Source organism: Planobispora longispora (genome assembly GCF_016863135.1).
GTDB classification, from domain to species: domain Bacteria; phylum Actinomycetota; class Actinomycetes; order Streptosporangiales; family Streptosporangiaceae; genus Planobispora; species Planobispora longispora.
This window is the reverse complement of the sequence record NZ_BOOH01000023.1, coordinates 39,056-58,510: the sequence shown is the minus strand read 5'-3', so window position 1 is coordinate 58,510 and position 19,455 is coordinate 39,056. Positions and strand designations below refer to the sequence as shown.

Annotated in this window: 16 protein-coding genes; 8 read left to right on the top strand and 8 right to left on the bottom strand. The window is 71.7% G+C overall.

What is annotated here, in order from left to right; translation table 11 throughout:
* Nucleotides 1-67 precede the first annotated feature (67 nt).
* A complete protein-coding gene (locus Plo01_RS16070; RefSeq protein WP_203891399.1) occupies nt 68-1,606 on the bottom strand; it encodes an FAD-dependent oxidoreductase in 1,539 nt (512 codons plus the stop codon).
* Between the two features lie 371 nt (nt 1,607-1,977).
* Here Plo01_RS16070 and Plo01_RS16065 point away from each other — a divergent pair, with 371 nt between their 5' ends.
* From Plo01_RS16065 to Plo01_RS16045, 5 genes are all read left to right on the top strand, one after another.
* A complete protein-coding gene (locus Plo01_RS16065) occupies nt 1,978-3,237 on the top strand; it encodes an extracellular solute-binding protein (protein WP_239316433.1) in 1,260 nt (419 codons plus the stop codon).
* Nucleotides 3,238-3,320: 83 nt separating this feature from the next.
* Nucleotides 3,321-4,226 carry a carbohydrate ABC transporter permease gene (locus Plo01_RS16060; RefSeq protein WP_239316431.1) on the top strand — a complete coding sequence of 302 codons (906 nt, stop codon included), beginning with the start codon at nt 3,321-3,323 and terminating at the stop codon, nt 4,224-4,226.
* A complete protein-coding gene (locus Plo01_RS16055) occupies nt 4,223-5,170 on the top strand; it encodes a carbohydrate ABC transporter permease (RefSeq protein WP_203891398.1) in 948 nt (315 codons plus the stop codon). Before Plo01_RS16060 ends, Plo01_RS16055 begins: the two co-directional genes overlap by 4 nt.
* Nucleotides 5,171-5,347: 177 nt before the next feature.
* The gene (locus Plo01_RS16050; protein WP_239316429.1) at nt 5,348-7,261 is read left to right on the top strand and encodes an N-6 DNA methylase; all 1,914 of its coding nucleotides are present in this window, start codon (nt 5,348-5,350) and stop codon (nt 7,259-7,261) included.
* Nucleotides 7,262-7,395: 134 nt separating this feature from the next.
* Nucleotides 7,396-8,076, top strand: a complete 681-nt coding sequence (locus Plo01_RS16045; RefSeq protein ID WP_203891397.1) for a hypothetical protein — start codon at nt 7,396-7,398, stop codon at nt 8,074-8,076.
* Here Plo01_RS16045 and Plo01_RS16040 read toward each other — a convergent pair.
* Nucleotides 7,988-9,967, bottom strand: a complete 1,980-nt coding sequence (locus Plo01_RS16040) for an NACHT domain-containing protein (protein ID WP_203891396.1) — start codon at nt 9,965-9,967, stop codon at nt 7,988-7,990. The two genes, Plo01_RS16045 and Plo01_RS16040, sit on opposite strands and share 89 nt — an antisense overlap.
* Nucleotides 9,968-10,942 carry a class 1 isoprenoid biosynthesis enzyme gene (locus Plo01_RS16035; RefSeq protein ID WP_203891395.1) on the bottom strand — a complete coding sequence of 325 codons (975 nt, stop codon included), beginning with the start codon at nt 10,940-10,942 and terminating at the stop codon, nt 9,968-9,970. It lies immediately after the preceding gene.
* Nucleotides 10,943-11,238: 296 nt separating this feature from the next.
* Between Plo01_RS16035 and Plo01_RS16030 the strand changes: the two genes are divergently transcribed.
* Nucleotides 11,239-12,675 (top strand): MFS transporter, encoded by a 1,437-nt coding sequence (locus Plo01_RS16030; RefSeq protein ID WP_239316428.1) that lies wholly within the window; start codon nt 11,239-11,241, stop codon nt 12,673-12,675.
* 113 nt (nt 12,676-12,788) lie between these two features.
* Here the strand turns inward: Plo01_RS16030 and Plo01_RS16025 are convergent, their stop codons facing one another.
* Nucleotides 12,789-13,241, bottom strand: a complete 453-nt coding sequence (locus Plo01_RS16025; protein ID WP_203891394.1) for a nitroreductase family deazaflavin-dependent oxidoreductase — start codon at nt 13,239-13,241, stop codon at nt 12,789-12,791.
* A gap of 157 nt (nt 13,242-13,398) precedes the next feature.
* On the opposite strand from Plo01_RS16025, the gene Plo01_RS16020 reads away from it, so the two are divergent.
* On the top strand, nt 13,399-14,217 hold the full coding sequence (locus Plo01_RS16020) for an SAM-dependent methyltransferase (protein WP_239316427.1): 819 nt from the start codon (nt 13,399-13,401) through the stop codon (nt 14,215-14,217).
* Between the two features lie 81 nt (nt 14,218-14,298).
* Entirely contained in the window at nt 14,299-14,730 is a 432-nt protein-coding gene (locus Plo01_RS16015; RefSeq protein ID WP_203891392.1) for a GNAT family N-acetyltransferase, read from the top strand.
* A 13-nt stretch (nt 14,731-14,743) separates the two neighbouring features.
* Here the strand turns inward: Plo01_RS16015 and Plo01_RS16010 are convergent, their stop codons facing one another.
* From Plo01_RS16010 to arfA, 4 genes are read right to left on the bottom strand one after another with little or no spacing between them, the layout of a single operon-like run.
* Nucleotides 14,744-15,580 carry a carbohydrate ABC transporter permease gene (locus tag Plo01_RS16010; RefSeq protein WP_203891391.1) on the bottom strand — a complete coding sequence of 279 codons (837 nt, stop codon included), beginning with the start codon at nt 15,578-15,580 and terminating at the stop codon, nt 14,744-14,746.
* A complete protein-coding gene (locus Plo01_RS16005) occupies nt 15,577-16,515 on the bottom strand; it encodes a carbohydrate ABC transporter permease (RefSeq protein WP_203891390.1) in 939 nt (312 codons plus the stop codon). The genes Plo01_RS16010 and Plo01_RS16005 overlap by 4 nt, the downstream gene beginning before the upstream one ends.
* A 31-nt stretch (nt 16,516-16,546) precedes the next feature.
* Complete coding sequence (locus Plo01_RS16000) at nt 16,547-17,887, bottom strand: extracellular solute-binding protein (protein ID WP_203891389.1); 1,341 nt, start codon at nt 17,885-17,887, stop codon at nt 16,547-16,549.
* A gap of 3 nt (nt 17,888-17,890) precedes the next feature.
* Nucleotides 17,891-19,396 carry an arabinosylfuranosidase ArfA gene (gene arfA / locus Plo01_RS15995; protein ID WP_203891388.1) on the bottom strand — a complete coding sequence of 502 codons (1,506 nt, stop codon included), beginning with the start codon at nt 19,394-19,396 and terminating at the stop codon, nt 17,891-17,893.
* Nucleotides 19,397-19,455: the final 59 nt, after the last annotated feature.

Here is a 19,455-nt window from a genome sequence, read left to right as displayed (position 1 = left end):
CCGTCCCGCGGAGCCGTCCGGAGCGCTCAAAGCCCGCGGGACGGTCCGACCGCCCGGCCCGCCGTGCTCACTCGATCGCTTCGCGCCGCGCTCCGGCGTCCGGCAGCTCGAACCGGTCGAGGGGCTCGGTGGCCGGTCCCTGCAGGACCTGTCCGTCCACGTCGAACCGCGAGCCGTGGCAGGGGCACTCCCAGGTGCGCTCGGCGTCGTTGAAGCCCACGACGCATCCCAGGTGGGTGCAGACGGCCGAGACGGCGTGGATGTGGCCGTCGTCGTCGCGGTAGACCGCGCACTGCTTGCCGCCCACCTTCAGGACCGCGCCCTGCCCGGCGGCGAGCCGGTCCACCGCGTCCGCCGGCTTCGAGCCCAGCCGGTCCCCGACGAAGTGGGCCGCGACCGATGCCTGCATGCGCAGCGCCGGGCCGGCCTCCCGGAGCGGATGCAGCCGCCGCGGGTCGTACAGCCGCGCCCACGGGCTCTTCCGGTCGGTGATCAGGTCGGCGAGCAGCAGGCCCGCCATGACGCCGTTGCTCATGCCCCAGCCGCCGAAGCCGGTGGCCACGTAGGTGTGGCGGGCGCCCACGTGCAGGGGCCCGGCGAACGGCAGCCCGTCGGTGGTGGAGTTGTCCTGGGCGGCCCAGCGGTAGGCGACCTCGGTCGCGCCGAACCGCTCGGCCGTCCACGCGGCCAGCCGGTCGAACCGTTCGCTCACCCCTCCGGCACCCGGCTTGAAGTGCTCGCCGGTGACGATCAGCAGGCGCCGTCCGTCCTGGTAGGGGGCGGTCCGGACCGAGCGGGTGTTCTGCTCGGTGGTGATGAACATGCCGCCGGGATCGCGCCCGGCGGGGATGGCGGCGGCGACGACCAGCTCGCGCCGGGGCTCCATCCTGGCGAACAGCAGGGCCCGATCGAACACCGGGTAGTGGGTCGCGACGACGACGTCGCGGGCCGTGACCGTCACCCCGGCGGAGGTCCGCAGGCGGCACGGCGTGCCCTCGTTGAGCGCCACGATCCGGGTGTCCTCGAAGACGGCCGCGCCGCGGGAGATCACGGCTCCGGCGAGCCCGAGGAGGTATTTGCGGGGATGGAACTGCGCCTGGTCCTCCACTCGGACCGCTCCGGCGATCGGGAACGGCAGCGTGGACTCGGTCGTGAACGAGGCCGGCAGCCCCGCCTCCGCGGCGGCCTCGGCCTCGGCGCGCATCTCCCCGGCGGCGTCCGCGGACTCGGCGTAGGTGAACGCGGGCACCCGCTCCAGATCGCAGTCGATCCCGAGCTCGGCCGCGGTCCGCGCCAGGTGCTCGACGGCCTCCTGCTGAGACCGGGCGTAGAGGTGGGCGGCCTCCTTCCCGGCGGACTTCCTCAGCTTCGCGTAGATCAGGGTGTGCTGGGCGGACAGCTTGGCCGTGGTGTGCCCGGTGACCCCCGCCGCCACGCGCCCGGCCTCCAGCACCGCCACCGACCGCCCCGCCTTGGTGAGCTCCCAGGCCGCGCTCAGCCCGGCGATCCCCGCCCCCACCACGGCCACATCGACCTCGATGTCGTGGGTGAGCGCCGGGTATGCCCCACCTTCCGCTGATTCCATCCAGAAGGATCGCGTCGTCATGGGCTGCTCCTGCCCATGGGTTGGGACATATCACCTCAACGGGTGGGGCGATCCTGCGGACGGAAAGCCGCTCATAGCTGATTGATTTATCGCCAAATAGGGCGATATTGAGCGTATGGAGGTAAGTGCGTCCTTCTTCTGGTCTAGACCGGTTGGCGTGCGCGAGGGCTGCCGTTGCGAAACTGATATTCCCCGGTATGGACCAAAAGGCCACCCCCACCTAACGTGTTCCGCACAACGCAGCTCGACTCGGTCCGGCCGCCAGGCCGTGACCGGCTACGTTTCCGGGAACACCGCGTCCGCTCGGGTGCTCCTCGGCATCCCAACCGGTACGGACCAGTTGGTCCGTAGACGATCGAGGTGATGGTCACGTGAACAAGAGACTCGCCGGCGCGGTCACACTCGGGCTGACCGCCGCACTGGTCATGACCGCCTGCGGCTCCGAGACTCCTGCGGGGGAGAGCACGGCGGAGGGCGGCCGGGTGACGCTGAAGCTCGTCGCCGCGGACTACGGCGACGGCCCCACCGCCGAGAACAGCGGGGAGAAGTTCTGGAAGGGCGTCGTGGACGAGTTCCAGGCGGCCAACCCCGGCATCAAGATCGAATATCAGGTCATCAACTGGAACGACATCGACAAGCAGGTCGCCACCATGGTGCAGAACGGGCAGGTGCCCGACATCCTGCAGACCGGCGACTACTCCGGCTTCGTCAAGGACGGCCTGCTCTACAAGAGCGAGGAGGTCCTCTCGTCCACGACCGCCTCCGACATGCTGGAGAAGTTCGCCGAGTTCGGCAAGGTCGACGGCGTCGGCTACGGCATCCCGTTCGTCTCCTCGGCCCGCGCCCTGTTCTACAACAAGGACCTGTTCGACAAGGCCGGCGTCGCCGAACCGCCCAAGACCTGGGACGAGCTCAAGGCCGCGGCCGGCAAGCTCAAGGCCGCCGGGGTCAGCCAGCCGTTCGGCCTGCCGCTGGGCAACGAGGAGGCCCAGGCCGAGTCGTTCCTGTGGTTCATGGGCAACGGCGGCGGCTACAAGGACGCCTCCGGCAACTGGGCGATCGACTCCCCGGCCAACGTCGAGACCTTCACCTACCTCAAGGGCCTGGTCTCGGCCGGTCTGACGACCCCCAACCCCGGCACCAAGAACCGCAAGGACGTCTGGGCGGACTTCGCCGCGGGCAAGGTCGGCATGGTCAACGGCGGCCCCATGTCGATCCCGATCTTCGAGAAGGGCGGGCTGAGCAACTTCGGCGTGGCCCCCATCCCGGGCAAGGCCGGTCCTCTGGAGACCACCCTGGGCGTCGAGGACTGGATCATGGCGTTCAACAAGAACGGCCACAAGGAAGAGATCAAGAAGTTCTTCGACTTCTTCTACGGCGGCACCGCGGCCCAGAAGATCAGCGACACCTACAAGCTGCTCCCGGTGACCAAGTCCGGCATCGAGAAGCTGGGGTCGGACGAGAAGCTCAAGCCGTTCCTGGACGCGCTGCCCAACGCGACGTTCTACCCCTTCCAGGACCCGAAGTGGTCGGAGGTGAACACCCAGATCAAGCAGACCATCGGCGGCGCCGTCGACGGTGACCCCAAGGAGATCCTCGGCGCGATCCAGAAGGTCGCCACCTCCGACTAGCGCCCTCCCGGTCCGATCACGGCGGTGGTACGGCGTGCGCCCCGGGGCGCACGCCGTACCACCGCCAACCGAAAGCAGGACACATGCAGCAGACACTCACCCCCGCCCGGGTGATGCGAGCGCTGGCCCCGCTGGTCTGGATCGGCCCCGCCGTCGTCCTGATCGGCGTGGTCGTCGTCTGGCCGGTCGTGGTGATGATCCAGTCGTCCTTCCTGAGGATCAGCAGGTTCGGCGTGGTCCAGGGGGCGAACGGGGTCGACAACTACACCAAGCTCTTCGCCGAGCCCGACTTCGACGGGATCATGGTCAGGAGCCTGCTGTGGGTGGTCGCGGTGGTGACCATCACGGTGGTGCTCTCGCTGGGCCTGGCCCAGCTGTTCAACCAGCGCTTCCCCGGCCGCCGCCTGGCCCGCTGGGCGCTGATCGCGCCGTGGGCGGCCTCGGTGCTGATGACGGCGATCATCTTCAAGTGGATGCTCGACCCCGAGGTCGGCCTGATCAACATGATCCTGCGCGAGATCGGGGTGCTGGACGCGCTCGGCGGCGCCGACGCCGACCCGCTCGGCAACGCGGCCACCGCGATGCCGTGGCTGGTCTTCGTCGCGGTGTTCGTCTCACTGCCGTTCACCACCTACGCGCTGCTGGCGGGGCTGTCGGCGATCCCGCCCGACGTCTACGAGGCCGCCAGGATCGACGGGGCCTCGAAACCGCGCATCTACTGGTCGATCACGCTGCCGCTGCTCCGGCCCGCCCTGATCGTGGCGGCGCTCATCAACGTGATGAACGTCTTCAACAGCTTCCCGATCATCTGGGCCATGACCCACGGCCAGCCCGGCTACTCCACCGCCACCTCGACCATCTTCATGTACATCCTCAAGGGGTCCGACATCGGCGAGTCCGCGGCCATGTCCGTCGTCAACTTCGGCATGGTCATCGTCCTGACCGTCATCTTCCTGAGGGTCACCAAGTGGAGGACGGAGGTCCGATGACCGAGCGCAGCAAGGCCGTCGACGAGCACGACGCCCCGATCGCGAGACCGCCGCAGGAGGTCGCGGCCGTCGCGGGCGGCGCCCCGGCGCCCCGCCCGGCGGCCGTACGGCGCCCGGCCCCGGCGCGACGGCCGCCGTCGCTCAAGACCACGGTCGTGGCCGCGAGCGCCTACCTGATCGCGTTCGTCTTCCTCTTCCCCTACCTGGTGATGATCCTCACCGCGCTCCGCCCGCAGGAGGAGCTGCGCCGGGCGACCTTCCTGCCGGAGACCTTCGCCTGGTCCAACTTCACGAACTTCTGGAGCGGCGGGCTGGCCCGGAACCTGGGCGTCACCCTGCAGGTCGCGGCCGGATCGACCGTGCTGGTGCTGCTGGTGGCGCTGCCGGCCGCCTACTACACGGCGCGGCACGCCTTCCGGGGCCGTACGGCGTTCATGATCCTGGTGCTGATCACCCAGATGTTCCAGCCCACCGCCATGCTGGTCGGCATCTACCGCGAATTCCACCAGTTCGGGCTGGTCGACTCGGTCTGGGCGCTGATCCTGGTCAACGGAGGCTTCAACCTGGCCTTCGCGGTGTGGATCCTGCACGCCTACTTCTCCTCGATCCCCCGCGAGCTGGAGGAGGCGGCGTTCATCGACGGCAACGGCCGCCTCGGCGCGCTGTTCCGGGTCACGCTCCCGCTGGCGATGCCCGGCGTGGTGACCGCGCTGATCTTCACCTTCATCGCCGCCTGGAACGAGTTCGTCGTCGCCCTGACGCTCATCACGACCCCGGCCTCCCAGCCCCTGCCGGTGGCGCTGAACTCCTTCATCGGCCAGTACCAGGTCGACTGGCAGAACCTGTTCGCGGGCTCGGTCATCGCCACCATCCCGGTCATCATCCTGTTCGCCCTCATCGAGAGAAAGGTCGTCGGAGGCCTGACCGCGGGTTCGATCAAGTAGGCGGTTCCCGCTCCCGCGTTCCCGCGCCTGTTGTTTCGGAACCGGTACAGGTTGGGTGGGAAAGAGACCGGGGAGGGTGCGAAGATGCACGTCTGAGCCGCTTTCGCCGGCCGCGGCCGGGGAGGCGCGGCGATCGCGGCGAGGACCTCGGCCGGAGCTGTCGGTTCAAGTGGAGGGGTGAGAGTGATCACGGAGGGCGGCGCGACGGTGACCGCGGGGGACATCGCCAGGCTTGCGGGGGTCGGCCGGGCGGCGGTGAGCAACTGGCGCCGCCGGTTCGGAGACTTCCCTGAACCCGTCGGCGGCACCGCCTCCAGCCCGCTGTTCTCCCTCGCCGAGGTCGAGACCTGGCTGCGCGCCCAGGGCAAGCTCCGGGAGCTCCCCGAGGACGAGCTCCTGTGGCAGCGGGTCCGCAACTCGGCCGACGACCTGCGGCTGCTCTCCCTCGTCAGCCGGCTGGCGGCGGCCATCGCGCACCGGAGGCTGGGAGCGCTCCTGGACGAGGAGGACTCCGGGATCGCCCAGGCCCTTCCCGAGCTGGTGGTGGGCGAGGGCGACGTGCCGCTGATCCGCGCCACCGCGGCGCTGGCCGAGGCCCGGGGGCCCGAGGAGACGGTGGAGTTCCTCTACACCCGCTACGCCGAGGCGCACTCGCGCCGGATCCAGGAGATCTCCCCCGAGGTCGCCCAGCTCATGGCGGCGTTCGTCGAGCCGAGAGCCGGGGAGGTGTTCGACCCGTCGTGCGGCCACGGCGGGCTCCTGATCGCGGCGGGGAGCGAGCCGGGCAGGGTCCGGGCGATGGGCCAGGAGCGCGATCCGGCCACGGCCCGGCTGGCCGGTGCGCGGCTGGCGGTGCGCGGCATCGACTCCGACGTGCGCCGGGGGGACGCCCTGACCGGGGACGCCTTCCCCAGCCTCCAGGCCGACGCCGTGCTGTGCAGCCCGCCGTTCAGCGAGCGCGGCTGGGGATACGAGGAGCTGGCGAGCGATCCGCGCTGGCAGTACGGCCTGCCGCCGCGCGGGGAGTCCGAGCTGGCGTGGGTGCAGCACTGCCTGGCCCACGCCCGCCCGGGCGGGCAGGTGGTGGTCCTCATGCCGCCCGCCGCCGCCGGCCGCAGATCCGGCCGGCGCATCCGCTCGCAGCTCATCCGGGCGGGCGCGCTGCGCGCCGTGGTGGCCCTGCCCTCCGGCGCGGCCCCCCAGTCGGCCATGCCGCCCCACCTGTGGCTGCTGCGGCGGCCGGACGCCGGCGACCAGATCCCCTCGCACGTGCTGATGATCGACGCCACCGAGTCGCAGGACGCCGTGATCGCGGCCTGGCGCGCCTTCACGGCGGACCCGCGGCGCGAGACGGTGCCGGGCGGCCACGCCGTCCCGGTCGTCGACCTGCTCGACGACGAGGTGGACCTCACCCCGGGGCGCTACCTGGTCAGGCCGGTGCTCAGCCCCGGCGGAGCGGCCGGGGCCCGGGAGGAGCTGCTGAGCGCGACCGCCGAGCTGACCGGGCTGCTGCCCGCGGCGACCGAGTCGCCGGGGGATCCCTTCACCATGACCTCCCTGAGCGAGCTGGCGCGGGCGGGGAGCGTGCAGATCATCCCGACGCCGCTGCGGATGGAGACCGGCTCCGGGGAGCTGAGGGTGCTGACCGCCCAGGACGTGGCGCTCGGGCGGGCCGCGACGGGCCGGGGCTCCGCCGGTCCCGGCCTGGTCACCGCCCGGCCGGGGGACGTCGTCATCCCCCTGTCGGCCCGGACGCCGGCCGCGAGGGTGATCGAGGAGAAGATCGTGCTCGGTCCCCACCTGATCCTCGTCCGGCCCGATCCGGAGCTCTTCGACCCCCACTTCGTCGCCGGTTTCCTGCGGGCCTCGGTCCGCCAGCCCGCCGGCACGTCGTCCGGCGTCTCCCGCGTGGACGCGCGCCGAGCGCAGCTGCCCCGGCTCCCCCTCGCCGAGCAGCGGCGGTACGGCCAGGCGTTCCGCCAGTTGGAACGTTTCGACGAGGCGCTCCACCGGGCCGGCGCGGCGGGCGAGCTGCTGAGCCGGCTCGTGCTCGACGGCCTCACCAGCGGGAAGCTGCGGCCCGGCGGGTAGCCGCGCCTCGCGTGCGCTTCCGGCCGCGGTGGCCGCGGCAGCCGTGGACCGCGCGCTTCCGGGCTCCGGCCCGCACCGGAGGACGGACCGGCAGGTCAGTAACATCGCACGGCATCTCGGGTGATACTGGCAAGATGCCGGTCACCTACGGGTCCGAATACTCCCGCCCCGACCTGCCGGTCCCGCTCGTGCCGCTGCCCGGGGTGCCGGCGCCGGTCCGCCGGGCCCTCACCGGGCCGTCGCCGGAGCGCGCCCCCGCGGCGACGTTCGGCTGGGCGCTGCTCACCGCCGCGTTCGCGCTGGCGGCGACCTTCGCGCCGCATCCCGTCTTCTCCGCCGCCACCTGGCTGACCGCGGGGTACGTGCTGGCGCGGGCCGTGGCCCTGCGGCTGCTGGCGCGGGCCCAGAGCCGGTTCGAGCCCGCCTGGCTGGCCGCGCAGACGCGGGTGCTGCGCGGGCACGGCTTCGACGTCCTGCGCTGCACGGTCGAGGGCCGGGTCTGCGACCTGACCAGGCCGGGCGACGTGGCGGCGCTGGCGCGGGCCGCGCCCGGCGCCGAGGTGGTGCTGGAGTTCGGCTACCGGCCCGCGCCGGGCGGGCGCGTCGCGGTCGAGCGGGTCCGCCGCGGGCGTGCGGAGCTGGAGATACGGTACGTGCGCTTCGCGCCGGACAGCGGCCGGGCGCGCTTCCCCGAGGCGAGATACGTCATCGGCGCGAGCGGCCGGGTCACGGCGTGGTCGCTGGCGGGGCCGGTGCTCCTGACCCCGGCGGTTCCGGCCCGGCTGCGGCCTGATCCTGCAGGAGCTCATGCCTGAACTGGTAATAGGGGCCGGCGCGGCGGAGCACGCCGCGCTCGTAGGCGTCGTGCAGGAAGGCCATCAGCCGCAGCGGCAGCTTCCGCCGCCACGCGAACCACACCCGGGCGTCGACGAACCGCCCCCACGCGCTCGGCGCCATCATCGTGACGCCGAATCCGGCCGCGCCGAGCACCGCGCCGAAGGCGGCGCTGATGAGCGTCTGCTGCCACCGATCGAGGGTGAGCATCCAGACGTGGTCCCTGACCCGCAGCCCGGCCTCCATCCACCAGCCGAGATAGGCGCCCACGGCGAGCCCGATCAGGCCGCCCGCGGCGAAGGCCAGCAGCACGGCCGCCCGGTCGTTGCGCAGGAAGCCGTCGGGTGAGCCAGCCCTGTCCGCGTTGGCGGGGGCCAGGGCGAGGGAGGCGGCCAGGAAGCCGAGCAGGAACACCGCGCCCTCGGTGAGCGCGTAGGTCACCCCGTCGTACAGCACCAGGATGATCGCCATGCCGGGCGCCACGCACACCAGGCCCTGGAGGAGGCGGCGCAGCAGGTAGCGCCGGGTCAGCGTCTTGCGCAGCTTCGGCCCCACCTCGCGCGGGTGGTGCTGCCTGGCCAGCGACACCGCGAAACCGCCGGCGAGCCCGATCGCCAGGCCGAACCACCAGCCGGCCGCCCCCAGCCCGAACACCGCGGACACGGCGCCGCAGAGCGGCCCGAACAGGGCCGTCCCGAGCACGACCTGGAAAGCGGGGAGCACCGTGCGGGGCAGCGCCCGGTGCAGTTCCCACCAGGCCAGGTCGCGGGTCCCGCTCCGGCGCAGGAAGTCGGCCAGGAACCGCAGGTGGCGGGCCGCCTCGTCGGGGCTCCACGGTTGATCGGCCTCCGGGTCAGGCTCGTAGCCGTCCCCCGGATCCCGCCCGTAGACCGCCGGCACGAACCCGGTGACCAGGCCCTGCCTGATCTGCGCGGTGGTGCCGTCGACGCGCGGGGCGTGGCCGCTCTCGCAGGTCCGCGCCGCAAGGAAGATCATCAGTGGGGTGTCGAGCGCTTCGGCCAGCGGACCCCGCGGCTCCGCGCGCAGCCGGGCGATCAGGGCCGCGGTCTCGGGCACGTCGCCCCAGCGCGCCTCCAGGTATCCGGCGGCCCCGGCGGCGTCCACCGGCAGCAGCCGCACCGTCGGCGTCCCGGCGAGCCTGCGGGTGACGGGGCCGGTGAAGGCCTCGACCCGGCTGGTGAGCACGTACGGCGAGCCGGACCAGTCCTCGTCGACGGCCCTGACCACCTCGGCGCGGCGGGCCGGCGGCACCTCGTCGAAGCCGTCGAACACGGCCAGCAGGCTGCCGCTCCTGATCAGCCGTTCCAGCGCGAGGGGAGCGGCTCGCAGGAACGGGTACTCGGCCGCCAGCCGCAGCGCCACCCACTGGCGCAGGGTCAGCCGCGGCTCCCACGACGACAGCGGCAACGTGACCGGGATCGGCCGGTGCTGCACCGAGGACATCCGCAGCGCGAGGAGCAGGCCGAGCGTGGTCTTGCCCGATCCCCGCTCTCCCGTCACCACCACGCGGCCTTTCACGCTGAGGAGGTGGTCGGCCAGTTCCTCGATCGTCCCGGGCAGGCCGCCGCCGGACTCGCAGCGGATCGGGATGCCGCGATCGTGCGGGATGTCGCGGTTGCCCGCCTCTCGTCTGGCCGCCTTCATGACCTCGTCGGCCAGCTTGTCGGCCAGGTCGGAGGCGTCGTCCGGGGGCCGCGCGCCGCGCAGGGTGCCGGCGTAGGCCACGACGAGGGCGGCCGCGGCGATGACCGCCTCGACGTTGGACCAGCCGCCCACCGCCAGCCGTACGACCGCCAGGAGGACGAACGCCAGCGGGACGATGACGAAGACCGCCGTCTGCAGCTTGCGCATCTACGCGACCCTCTTCGGAGGGATGGCGTGAGTGCCGCCGGCGAGCAGCAGTCCCAGCGGGGTGTCTCTCTTCCTCCCGGCGCGTCCGAGCCGGTGGCGTTTGAGCACGTCGGCCGCCAGGACGAGAAGGAGCGTCGCGGAGAAGGGCCGGGCGGCGGCCCTCCCGTAGCAGGCGGCCAGCCGGGGCCGCAGGGCCCGCAGCCGGGCGCCCACCTCGGCCAGGCTCACCTCGCCCCGGTTGACCGGGGTGCCGATGCCGTCGCGCAGGTCGGCGTCCTGGTCGAGGTAGTCGTCCAGGAGCTGCAGCGCCTCGCCCGCCTCCATCACCGCGTCGCGCTGCACCACGCTCATGTCCGGATGGACCAGGCCGAACAGCACGACGCACGCCAGCCCGCCCTTCCCACGGGTGATCTTGCCGAGCTGCGCCGCCGGGGTGGCGGGGTCGCGCTGCTCACGGGAGAGCACCTGGTAGTCGTGCAGTTCGAGCAGCGCGGTGTGCCAGAGGTCGCCGGGGGCGCGGCGGCGGATCTCCGCGTAGAGCGCGGCCAGCAGGCGCCGGTGATCGTCGCGGGGTACGGCGTGCCCGCCGGCTCCGAACAGGGACGCCGCCCACGAGTCGACGTCCGGGTCGTCGCTGTTGTCGATCATGTCGTCGTAGAGCCGGGCGACCGACCCGGCGAGCATGACCAGCTCGCCGTCGCAGGGCCGGCCCGCCATCCTGGCGTAGGCGCGGATGCCGATGGTGAAGGTCAGCGCGGTGCCGCGCAGGGAGGCGATCATCGCCTCGCGCCCGGGTCCGGGGAACACGTCGCGGACGATCGGCTCCACCGCCCGCTCGAAGTCGCGCACGGCGGCGGGGGCGCAGGCGACGGCGTCCTTGAGCGCGGCGGGAAGGGCGGTCGCCGGCCGGGCGCAACGCAGGACGGTCAGCAGGTCGCGGATCACTACGCCCCCATCGGCAGACGGTGAGCGCATGATGACACGGGGCCGAGCTGCGGTAAATACGGGTTTTCCCGCAATGACGGCCCGTGCCTCCACCCTTGACCCGTCCCTGACCCGTCCCGATCGGGAGGGCCGGGTCCGTCCCCCGGGCGAGCCCGGCGGGCCCTTCTCGTCGCGGAGGATTTTTCACTGATTACCGACTGCTTCTGTAAATCGGGTGTGATTTATGGCACTTTATGGGACACCCACTAGAAGGAAGTTTTAGAACTTCCCTCCGGTCTGGGCCTGCATGTCCCGTGCCTTCCGGCACCACAGCGGAGGAGAGTGCGTTGGCCGAGGTCGTCACCGAGGAGAGCGGAGAACGGGAGACGCCGCGCCGGGGGATGGGAGGTCCACGGCGCCCGGCGATCAGCGCGAAGGACCACGCCCCCTACGGGTGGGCCCCCCTGGCGGTGCTGTTCCTGGTCGGGCTGGTCGACCGGATCGAGGCCAACCTGCTGTCCGGGCTGCTGCCGATGATCCAGGCGGAGTGGAAGATCAGCGACACGGTCGCCGGCTCCATCCCCACCGCCTCCGCGCTGGCCGCGGCGATCGTCACCCTGCCCGCCGGTTACCTGGCCGACCGGTACAGCCGCACCCGGATCATCGCCGTCGTCGTGTTCTGCTGGGGACTGGCGACGCTGGGCTCGGGGCTGGCCACCGGGTTCGCCGTCTTCTACGCCATGCGGGTCTTCCTGGCGGCGGCCGAGAGCATCGACAACCCCGCCTCCGGCAGCCTCATCGCCGACTACTATCCCCCCGTCACGCGGGCCAAGGCGTACGGGCTGGTCCGCATCACCACCTACCTCGGCGGATTCGGGACCGCGCTCGGCGGCGTGCTGGGCAAGGCCTTCGGAGACTGGCGCACCGCCTTCATGATCATGGCGATTCCCGGCGTGCTGACCGCCCTGCTCGTCTGGTGGCTGCGGGAGCCGTCCCGCGGGTTCCTGGACCGGGTGGTCGCCCGCGACTCCGCCGAGCCGGTGCCCGTCCCCGGGCCGTCCGCGCCGCGCTCCGCCGAGGTCACCGGCGTGGCCGAGCGGCTGTCCGACCGCCTCAGGTTCGGCAGTCAGTTCCGCGAGGTCCTGAGGATCCCCACCCTCACCGTGGTCGGCATCGGCCTGATGCTCCTCACCCTCGGCCTCGCCGGAATCCACTTCTGGCTGCCCACCCTGATGGTCCGGAAGTTCGGCGTCGACACCGCCGCCGCCGGGTCCCTGGCCGGCCTGATCACCGTGGCCGGAGTGGTGGGCGGCACCCTGGTCGGCGCGTGGCTGGGCCGGCGCTCGCACGGCACGCGCAAGGGCGGCCGGCTGCTCGTCGGCGGCGTCGGCATCACCCTGGGCTCGCTGGTCCAGGGCGTGGCCATCGCCATGGACTCCCTGACCGCGTTCGTCGTCCTGCTGCTGCTGGCGGCGTTCCTGTCCGCGATGGCCATCCCCAACATGACCGCCTCCCTCGCCGACGTGGTGGCGGCCGCCTCGCGCGGGCTCGGCTTCGCCGTCCTGCAGCTGCTCCTCGCGGCCGGTGCGGCGTTCGGGCCGCTGGCCGTCGGCATCGCCTCCGACCGGAGCGGCTCCCTGGTCACCGCCATGTACGTGCTGATCGCGCCCATGGTCGTCGGCGGCCTGCTCAGCCTCGCCGCCCGCGGCTTCTTCGAGCGGGACGCCGCGCGGGTGCTGGACGCCGCCCGCGCGGAGGCCGAGGAGGCCGAGGGGCGGCAGTGACCGTTCGGCTGCGGGGGCGGCGACGCCCCCTCCGCACCGGGTGTCCCACGGCAGTGATCACCACGACCGGGGCGACCGCGTGCGCGCCCCACGGTTGGAGCGCGCGGCGGGCCTCACTCCGGCCGCTCGGTCGGTTCGATGATGACGAGGGGGATGTCCCGGGGCGTCTTGGCCTGGTAGCGGTCGTACGTCGGGAAGACCTTCACCATGATCGGCCACAGTGACGTCTTCTCCTCGGCGCTGGCCGTACGGGCCCGCGCCGCGAACTTCTCCGCGCCGACCTGGACGTGGACGTCCGGCTCCGCGGTCAGGTTGAGGTACCAGGCCGGGTGCTCGGCGGAGCCCCCGTTGGAGGCCACGAGCAGGTGGCGGCCGCCGTCCGTGCCGTAGATCAGCGCGGTACGGCGAAGCTTCCCGCTCTTGCGTCCCCGGGTGGTCAGCAGCAGGGTCGGAATGCCGTGGTAGAGGTGCCCCTTGTCGCCGTCCGAGGCGAGGTAGTCGCGGACGTGCTTGGCCACCCAGCCCGTCGGGCTGTCCGAGATCTCTTCCTCGTGCCGCTGTTCCATGGGCCCTCCCGGTCCGGTTGATCTCTCACCCTAGACGGAACAGAGGTCGGGAAATGTCCTGAGTCAAAGGGAATCCGGCCGGTCTTCCGGCGATGAGAAGAAGAACGGGGACGGCGAATCATCCCCGTACGGCCCGGCGCTCACTATGATCATTTCCGTGACCGATCAGCCACGCCCCCCGGCCGGGATCGACGTCTCGATCCCCAGCACCGCCCGGATCTACGACTACATGCTCGGCGGCAAGGACAACTTCGCCGCCGACCGCGAGGCCGCCGAGATGGTGCTCGCCGCGCTCCCCGAGGCGCCGGTGATGGCACGGGAGAACCGCGCCTTCCTCGGCCGCGCCGTCCGCTTCCTGGCGGAGTCCGGGATCCGCCAGTTCCTCGACCTGGGCGCCGGCCTGCCCACCCAGGAGAACGTCCACCAGGTGGCCCGGCGCGTCGACCCCGGGGTCCGGGTCGTCTACGTGGACCACGACCCGATCGTCCTCATCCACGGCCGCGCGCTGCTGGCGACGGACGACGCCACGGCGATCATCCAGGGCGACATGCGCGAGCCGCGGGCCATCCTGGAGGACCCGAGGCTGCTGGAGCTCATCGACTTCGACGAGCCGGTCGCCGTCCTGTTCGTGTCGGTCCTGCACTTCGTCACCGACGCCGAGAACCCGCACGGCATCGTCGCGAGCCTCCGCGACCGGATGGCCCCGGGCAGCTACCTGGTGATCTCGCACGGCAGCGGCGGCGTCAGGCCCGAGGACGAGGAGAAGGCGCAGGCGGTCTACAACCGGGCCACCTCCCAGGCGGCGAACCGCTCTCCCGAGGAGATCCGCCGCCTGTTCGACGGGTTCGACCTGGTGGAACCCGGTCTGGTGCCCGTCGCGTCATGGCGGCCGGACCACCGGCCCGAGGACCGGCAGCCCGGGAATCGGCAGGGCCCCCGCCTCGACATCCTGGCCGGGGTCGGCCGCAAGCCCTGAGTTCCGCTCTCCGGCGCGCCCGTACGGCCCCGCGGAGGGGGCGCATCGCGAGGCCGTGCGGGCGCCCCTAAAATGATCACCATGCTGATCGAGGAACGGCCCCTGAACGACGAGGGCCTCTCCGCTCTCGTGACCGCCGCCTTCGCGGAGCTGGTCGCCAAGTACGGCGCCGAGGGGCGCTCCGGGGTGCACCCCGAGGCGCGCTTCCTCGTCGCGGTGGTCGACGGCAGGGCCGTGGGATGCGGGGCCGTACAGCCGGTGGACCCCGCGACCGGCGAGGTCAAGCGGATGTACGTCGCCCCGGACCACCGAGGCCGGGGCGTCGCGCGTTCCCTGCTCGCGGCGCTGGAGGACCTGGCGCGGGCGCAGGGGAACACGGTCCTCCGCCTGGCCACGGGCCACCTCCAGCCGGAGGCGATCAGCCTGTACCGCGGCTCCGGCTACGAGCCGATCCCGCCCTACGGCAAGTACGTGGACGTGCCCACGACCTTCTGCTTCGCCAAGCCCCTGTGACGGCCCCGGTCTCTCAGCCCTTCAGGCCCGAGCGGGAGATGCCCTCGATCACCCATCGCTGGGCGACGAGATAGAGCGCGATCACCGGCAGGCTGGCGATCACCGCCCCGGCCATCAGCAGGTCGTAGCGGATGTTGTTGGCGCCCTGGAAGTTGCCCAGGCCCGCGGGCAGGGTCAGGGACTCGGGGCTGAGCAGGACGTAGATCGGCCACAGGAAGTCGTTCCAGTTGGTGAGGAACGACAGCAGGAACAGCGTCACCAGCGCGGGGCGGGCCAGCGGCAGCGCCACGGAGGTGAAGATCTGCCAGCGGTTGCACCCGTCCAGCTCGGCGGCCTCCTCCAGTTCGCCGGGCAGGGTGAGGAAGAACTGCCGCAGGAAGAACACGCCGAACGCGCCCGCCGCGGCCGGGACGATCACCGCCGGGAGGCTGTCGACCCAGGCGAGCTCGTTGACGATGAGGAAGGTGGGGATCAGCAGCACCACGGGCGGCACGAACAGCGTCGCCACGACCACCGTGAAGATCGTGTTACGGCCCCGGAAGCGGAGCCGGGCCAGCGCGTAGGCGGCCGGGGCCGCGGTGACGAGCACCAGCGCGGCGTGGCCGGTGGCCGCGATCAGGCTGTTGACGAACCAGGTCAGGATCGGGCTGTCCGCACTGCCGAGGATCTCCCGGTAGGCGTCGGTGGTGAACGGGTCCGGGATCCACTGGGGGTCGGTGGACCCGGCGCCCTCGCGGGTCTTGAACGAGGTGGAGACCATGTAGACCAGCGGGCTCAGGTACAGCGCCGCGACCACCGCGAGAACCAGGTGGAGCAGGGCCCGCCGCAGGCCGCGGGTGTCACGGGTCATCGCCGGCTCCTGTCTCTGAAGGCCCCGAAGACCAGGGCGCTGGCGGCCATCAGGAAAGCGGCCAGGATGAAGCTCATGGCCGAGGCGGTGCCCATGTCGAAGTGGCGCAGGCCGGTCTCGGCGATGAGGTAGATCGCGGTCTTGGTCCGGTCCGCCGGGGCGCCCGCCGTGATCAGGTAGGACTGGCCGAACATGTTGGCCGAGGCCAGGATCGTGGCGTTGACCACGAACACGGTGACCGGCCGCAGGCCCGGCAGGGTCACCGCGAGGAACCGGCGCCAGGCCGACGCCCCGTCGACCATCGCCGCCTCGTGCAGCTCGCGCGGGATGTCCTGGAGCCCGGCCAGGAAGATCACCGCGTTCAGTCCCAGCGTCCACCAGACGGTCACCCCGACCAGCGCGATCCAGACGGGCGGCTCGTCGGTGGTCCACTGGACGTCGAGGCCGAGGTAGTGGTTGACCAGGCCGATGTTGCCGTCGAGCAGGAAGCGCCAGAGGAAGCCGACCACCGCCACGCCCAGCACGTAGGGCGCGAAGTAGACGGCCCGGTAGAGGTTGCGCCCCCGGAAGCGGCCGTTCATCAGCAGCGCCACCAGCAGGGGCAGCACGATCAGCAGCGGCACCGAGAACAGGGTGAAGATCGCCGTGGCCCGCATCGCCGTCCAGAACCGCCCGCCGTCCACGCTGGCCGGGTCGAACAGGTCGGTGTAGTTCTCCGGCCCGACGAACGGCTTGGCCGGGAGGTTGATGTCCCACTCGTGCAGGCTGGTCCAGAAGCCGAAGCCGATCGGCAGGACCATGAAGACGGCGAACAACGTGAGGTAGGGCGCGAGGAAGGCGTACGGCGTCCACCGCCGCATCCTCCGCGCGGCCCCCGCCGGGGCGGCGGGCTCCGCCGCCCCGGACGGGCTCTTCTGCCGGGTCAGAAGGCTCATCGGGGCCTCCCGGGGCTCGGTCGCACGGCGGTCACTGGCCGTACTTCCGCTTGTTGTCGGCCAGGAGCTTGTCGGCGGTGGCCACGCCCTCCTTCAAGGCGTCGGCGGGGCTCGCCTCCTTGAGCACGGCCTTGGCCACCGCCAGCTCCAGCGCCTTGGACTGCACGTCGCCGACGCCCGGCAGGGCGGGCAGGAAGTGGAAGATGCTCACGTCCTCGGCCATGCGCACCTGGGGGAGGTCGGCGACGGTCGGGTCCTGGCGGGCGGAGTTGCGGGCCGGGATCATGCCGGCCTTGGCCCACTCGACGGACTGGCGGCTCATGTAGTCGATGAAGAACTTCGCGGCCTGCACCTTGTTCGGGTCCTTGCCCGCCTGGGAGGTGAGCACGAAGTTGTGCGAGGCGCTCCACACCGCCGGGGTGCCGCCGATGTTCGGCACCGGGGACATGCCCCACTCCAGGGACTTCGCGTTGGTCTTCAGGTCGTTGATCTGCCAGATGCCGTCCCAGGTGAAGCTGACCTTGTCGTTCTTGAAGGCGGCGTACTGGGTGTCGATGGCGACCTTGGCCGGGCTGTAGCCCTTGTCGATCTGCTCCACCATCCAGCCCAGCGCCTCGGCGCCCTGGTCGGAGCCCCACAGGGCCTTCGCGCCGTCCTCGCTGTAGAGCTGCCCGCCGTACTGCCAGAGCAGGCTCATGAACATCAGGTGCGCCGGCCACTTGTTCGGCATCCAGAAGGGGGTGGCGATCCCGGCGTCCTTGAGCCCGGCGAGGGCCTTCTCGTAGGACTCCTTGTCGGCGGGGGCCTCGGTCAGGTCGATCTTCTCCAGGTGCTTCTTGTTCCAGTAGTCGGCCAGGCTGTGCACGTCCAGCGGGACGCTGTAGCGCTTGCCGCTGTAGACGCCGGCGTTCCACACGGCGGGGATGAAGTCCGCCTCGGTCAGCTCCAGCGCGCCGACCACGTCGTCCAGCGGGACGAGCGTCTGGCGGGCGGCGAAGGTGCCGATCCAGTCGTTGTGGATGATCGCCACGTCGGGGCCCTTGCCGGCGGAGATGGCGGTGGGCATCGCGGGGTAGAGGTCCTCCCAGCGCCGGGTGACGTTGCGGACCTCGATCCGGCCGGAGAACTCCTTGTTGAAGGAGTCCAGCATGGTCCGCATGTGCGGGCCGTCGCCGCCGGTGAAGCCGTTCCAGTAGTCGAGGGTCACCTTGGGGCCGGAGTACTCGCCGCCGGAGAACGTCGGCGCGGCCGAGGCGGGGGCCGTGGAGCCCGATCCGATCTTCGTGCCGCCGCCGCAGGCGGCCAGCGCCGCGGTGAGGCCGGTGGCGCCGGACAGCGTGAGGAAGGAGCGGCGGGAGAGAGGGCTGGTCATGTCTTACTCCTGGGGGGCGAAGCGGACAATACTCCACGAAACTGGAGGGAGGGTAAGAGCGGCCCGGCGGCCGTCCAGGCGGAGGCCGGCGCCGGGGCGGGGGACGACCCGGTCGGGGTCGGCGGCGGTGTTGGTCGCCGACGGGTCCTCGTCGGCGAGTTCCAGGTGCTCCGCGGGGACCAGGCCCGCCGGGAGGGTGACGTCGAGCTCGCAGGGGTCGTGCCGGTCGCGGTTGACCACGAACAGTGTGATCTCCCCGGTGGCCTCCTCGTGGGTGGCGGTGGCCCAGATGGCGGGGGTCTCGCCGTACCTGGCGGTGGGGATCGTCGCGCACTCCGGCTCCACCCGCAGCACCTCGCCGCGGGCGTGCCGGGCGGTCAGCGCGAAGGGGTGGAAGATCGTCTGTCGCCAGGCCGGGCCGCCCGGCTCGGTCCTGATCGGCGCGATCACGTTGGCCAGCTGGGCCTGGCAGGCGACGCCCACCCGGTCGGCGTTGCGCAGCAGCGTGATGAGCAGGCTGCCGACCACGACCGCGTCGGTGACGTCGTAGTCGTCCTCGATCAGCCGGGGGTGCTCGGCCCACTCCAGCGACGACTCGCCGTGGAAGCGGCTCTGGTACCAGACGTTCCACTCGTCGAAGGAGAGCTTGATCTGCCTGCGGCTGCGCAGCTTCGCGCCCACGTGGTCGGCGGTGGCGGCGATCGAGCGGATCATGTGGTCCATCTCGGCCCCGCTGGCCAGGAAGGAGTCGGCGTCGCCGTCGGACGGGTCGTAGTAGGCGTGCAGCGAGATGTAGTCGACCATCTCGTAGACGGCCTCCAGGACCTCCGCCTCCCACGACCCGAAGGTCGGCATGCCGCTGTTGGAGCTTCCGCAGGCCACCAGGGAAAGCCCCTGGTCGAAGCGCTTGAGCGCGCGGGCGGTCTCGGCGGCGAGCCGGCCGTACTCCCGGGCGGTCTTGTGCCCCATCTGCCAGGGGCCGTCCAGCTCGTTGCCCAGGCACCACAGCCGCACGTCGTGCGGCTTGTCCACGCCGTGCGAGCGGCGCAGGTCCGACAGGCGGGTGCCGCCGGGGTAGTTGGCGTACTCCACCAGCTCCAGAGCCTCGGCCACACCCCGGGTGCCCAGGTTGAGGGCCATCATCGGCTCCGCGCCAGCCTTCGCCGTCCAGGCCATGAACTCGTTGAGCCCGAAGGCGTTGCCCTCCAGGCTCCGCCAGGCCAGATCCAGCCGGACGGGACGGTCCCCGACCGGGCCGACGCCGTCCTCCCAGCGGTAGTTGGAGACGAAGTTGCCTCCGGGGTAGCGGACCAGGGTCACGCCGAGCTCCCGGGTCAGCTCCAGCACGTCGGTGCGGAAGCCGTCGGCGTCGGCCAGCGGATGCCCGGGTTCGAAGATCCCGGTGTACACGCAGCGGCCCATGTGCTCGACGAACGAGCCGAACAGCCGGGGCTCCACCGGGGCGATCCGGAAGGCGGGATCGAGGGTGAGGCGGGCACTGGTCGTCAAGACACGACCTCTCTGTTAACGCGGCATTACGGGTAGGCAGTTTCTACAACGTTGTTCCA

Excerpts from the sequence above, each read along its gene's own strand:
- Plo01_RS16070 (WP_203891399.1), bottom strand. The coding sequence starts at position 1,606 with ATGACGACGCGATCCTTCTGGATGGAATCAGCGGAAGGTGGGGCATAC.
- Plo01_RS16010 (WP_203891391.1), bottom strand. The coding sequence starts at position 15,580 with ATGACCCGTGACACCCGCGGCCTGCGGCGGGCCCTGCTCCACCTGGTT.
- Plo01_RS16005 (WP_203891390.1), bottom strand. The coding sequence starts at position 16,515 with ATGAGCCTTCTGACCCGGCAGAAGAGCCCGTCCGGGGCGGCGGAGCCC.
- Plo01_RS16025 (WP_203891394.1), bottom strand. The coding sequence starts at position 13,241 with ATGGAACAGCGGCACGAGGAAGAGATCTCGGACAGCCCGACGGGCTGG.
- Plo01_RS16035 (WP_203891395.1), bottom strand. The coding sequence starts at position 10,942 with ATGCGCTCACCGTCTGCCGATGGGGGCGTAGTGATCCGCGACCTGCTG.
- Plo01_RS16040 (WP_203891396.1), bottom strand. The coding sequence starts at position 9,967 with ATGCGCAAGCTGCAGACGGCGGTCTTCGTCATCGTCCCGCTGGCGTTC.
- Plo01_RS16060 (WP_239316431.1), top strand. The coding sequence starts at position 3,321 with ATGCAGCAGACACTCACCCCCGCCCGGGTGATGCGAGCGCTGGCCCCG.
- Plo01_RS16015 (WP_203891392.1), top strand. The coding sequence starts at position 14,299 with ATGCTGATCGAGGAACGGCCCCTGAACGACGAGGGCCTCTCCGCTCTC.
- Plo01_RS16045 (WP_203891397.1), top strand. The coding sequence starts at position 7,396 with ATGCCGGTCACCTACGGGTCCGAATACTCCCGCCCCGACCTGCCGGTC.
- Plo01_RS16000 (WP_203891389.1), bottom strand. The coding sequence starts at position 17,887 with ATGACCAGCCCTCTCTCCCGCCGCTCCTTCCTCACGCTGTCCGGCGCC.
- Plo01_RS16055 (WP_203891398.1), top strand. The coding sequence starts at position 4,223 with ATGACCGAGCGCAGCAAGGCCGTCGACGAGCACGACGCCCCGATCGCG.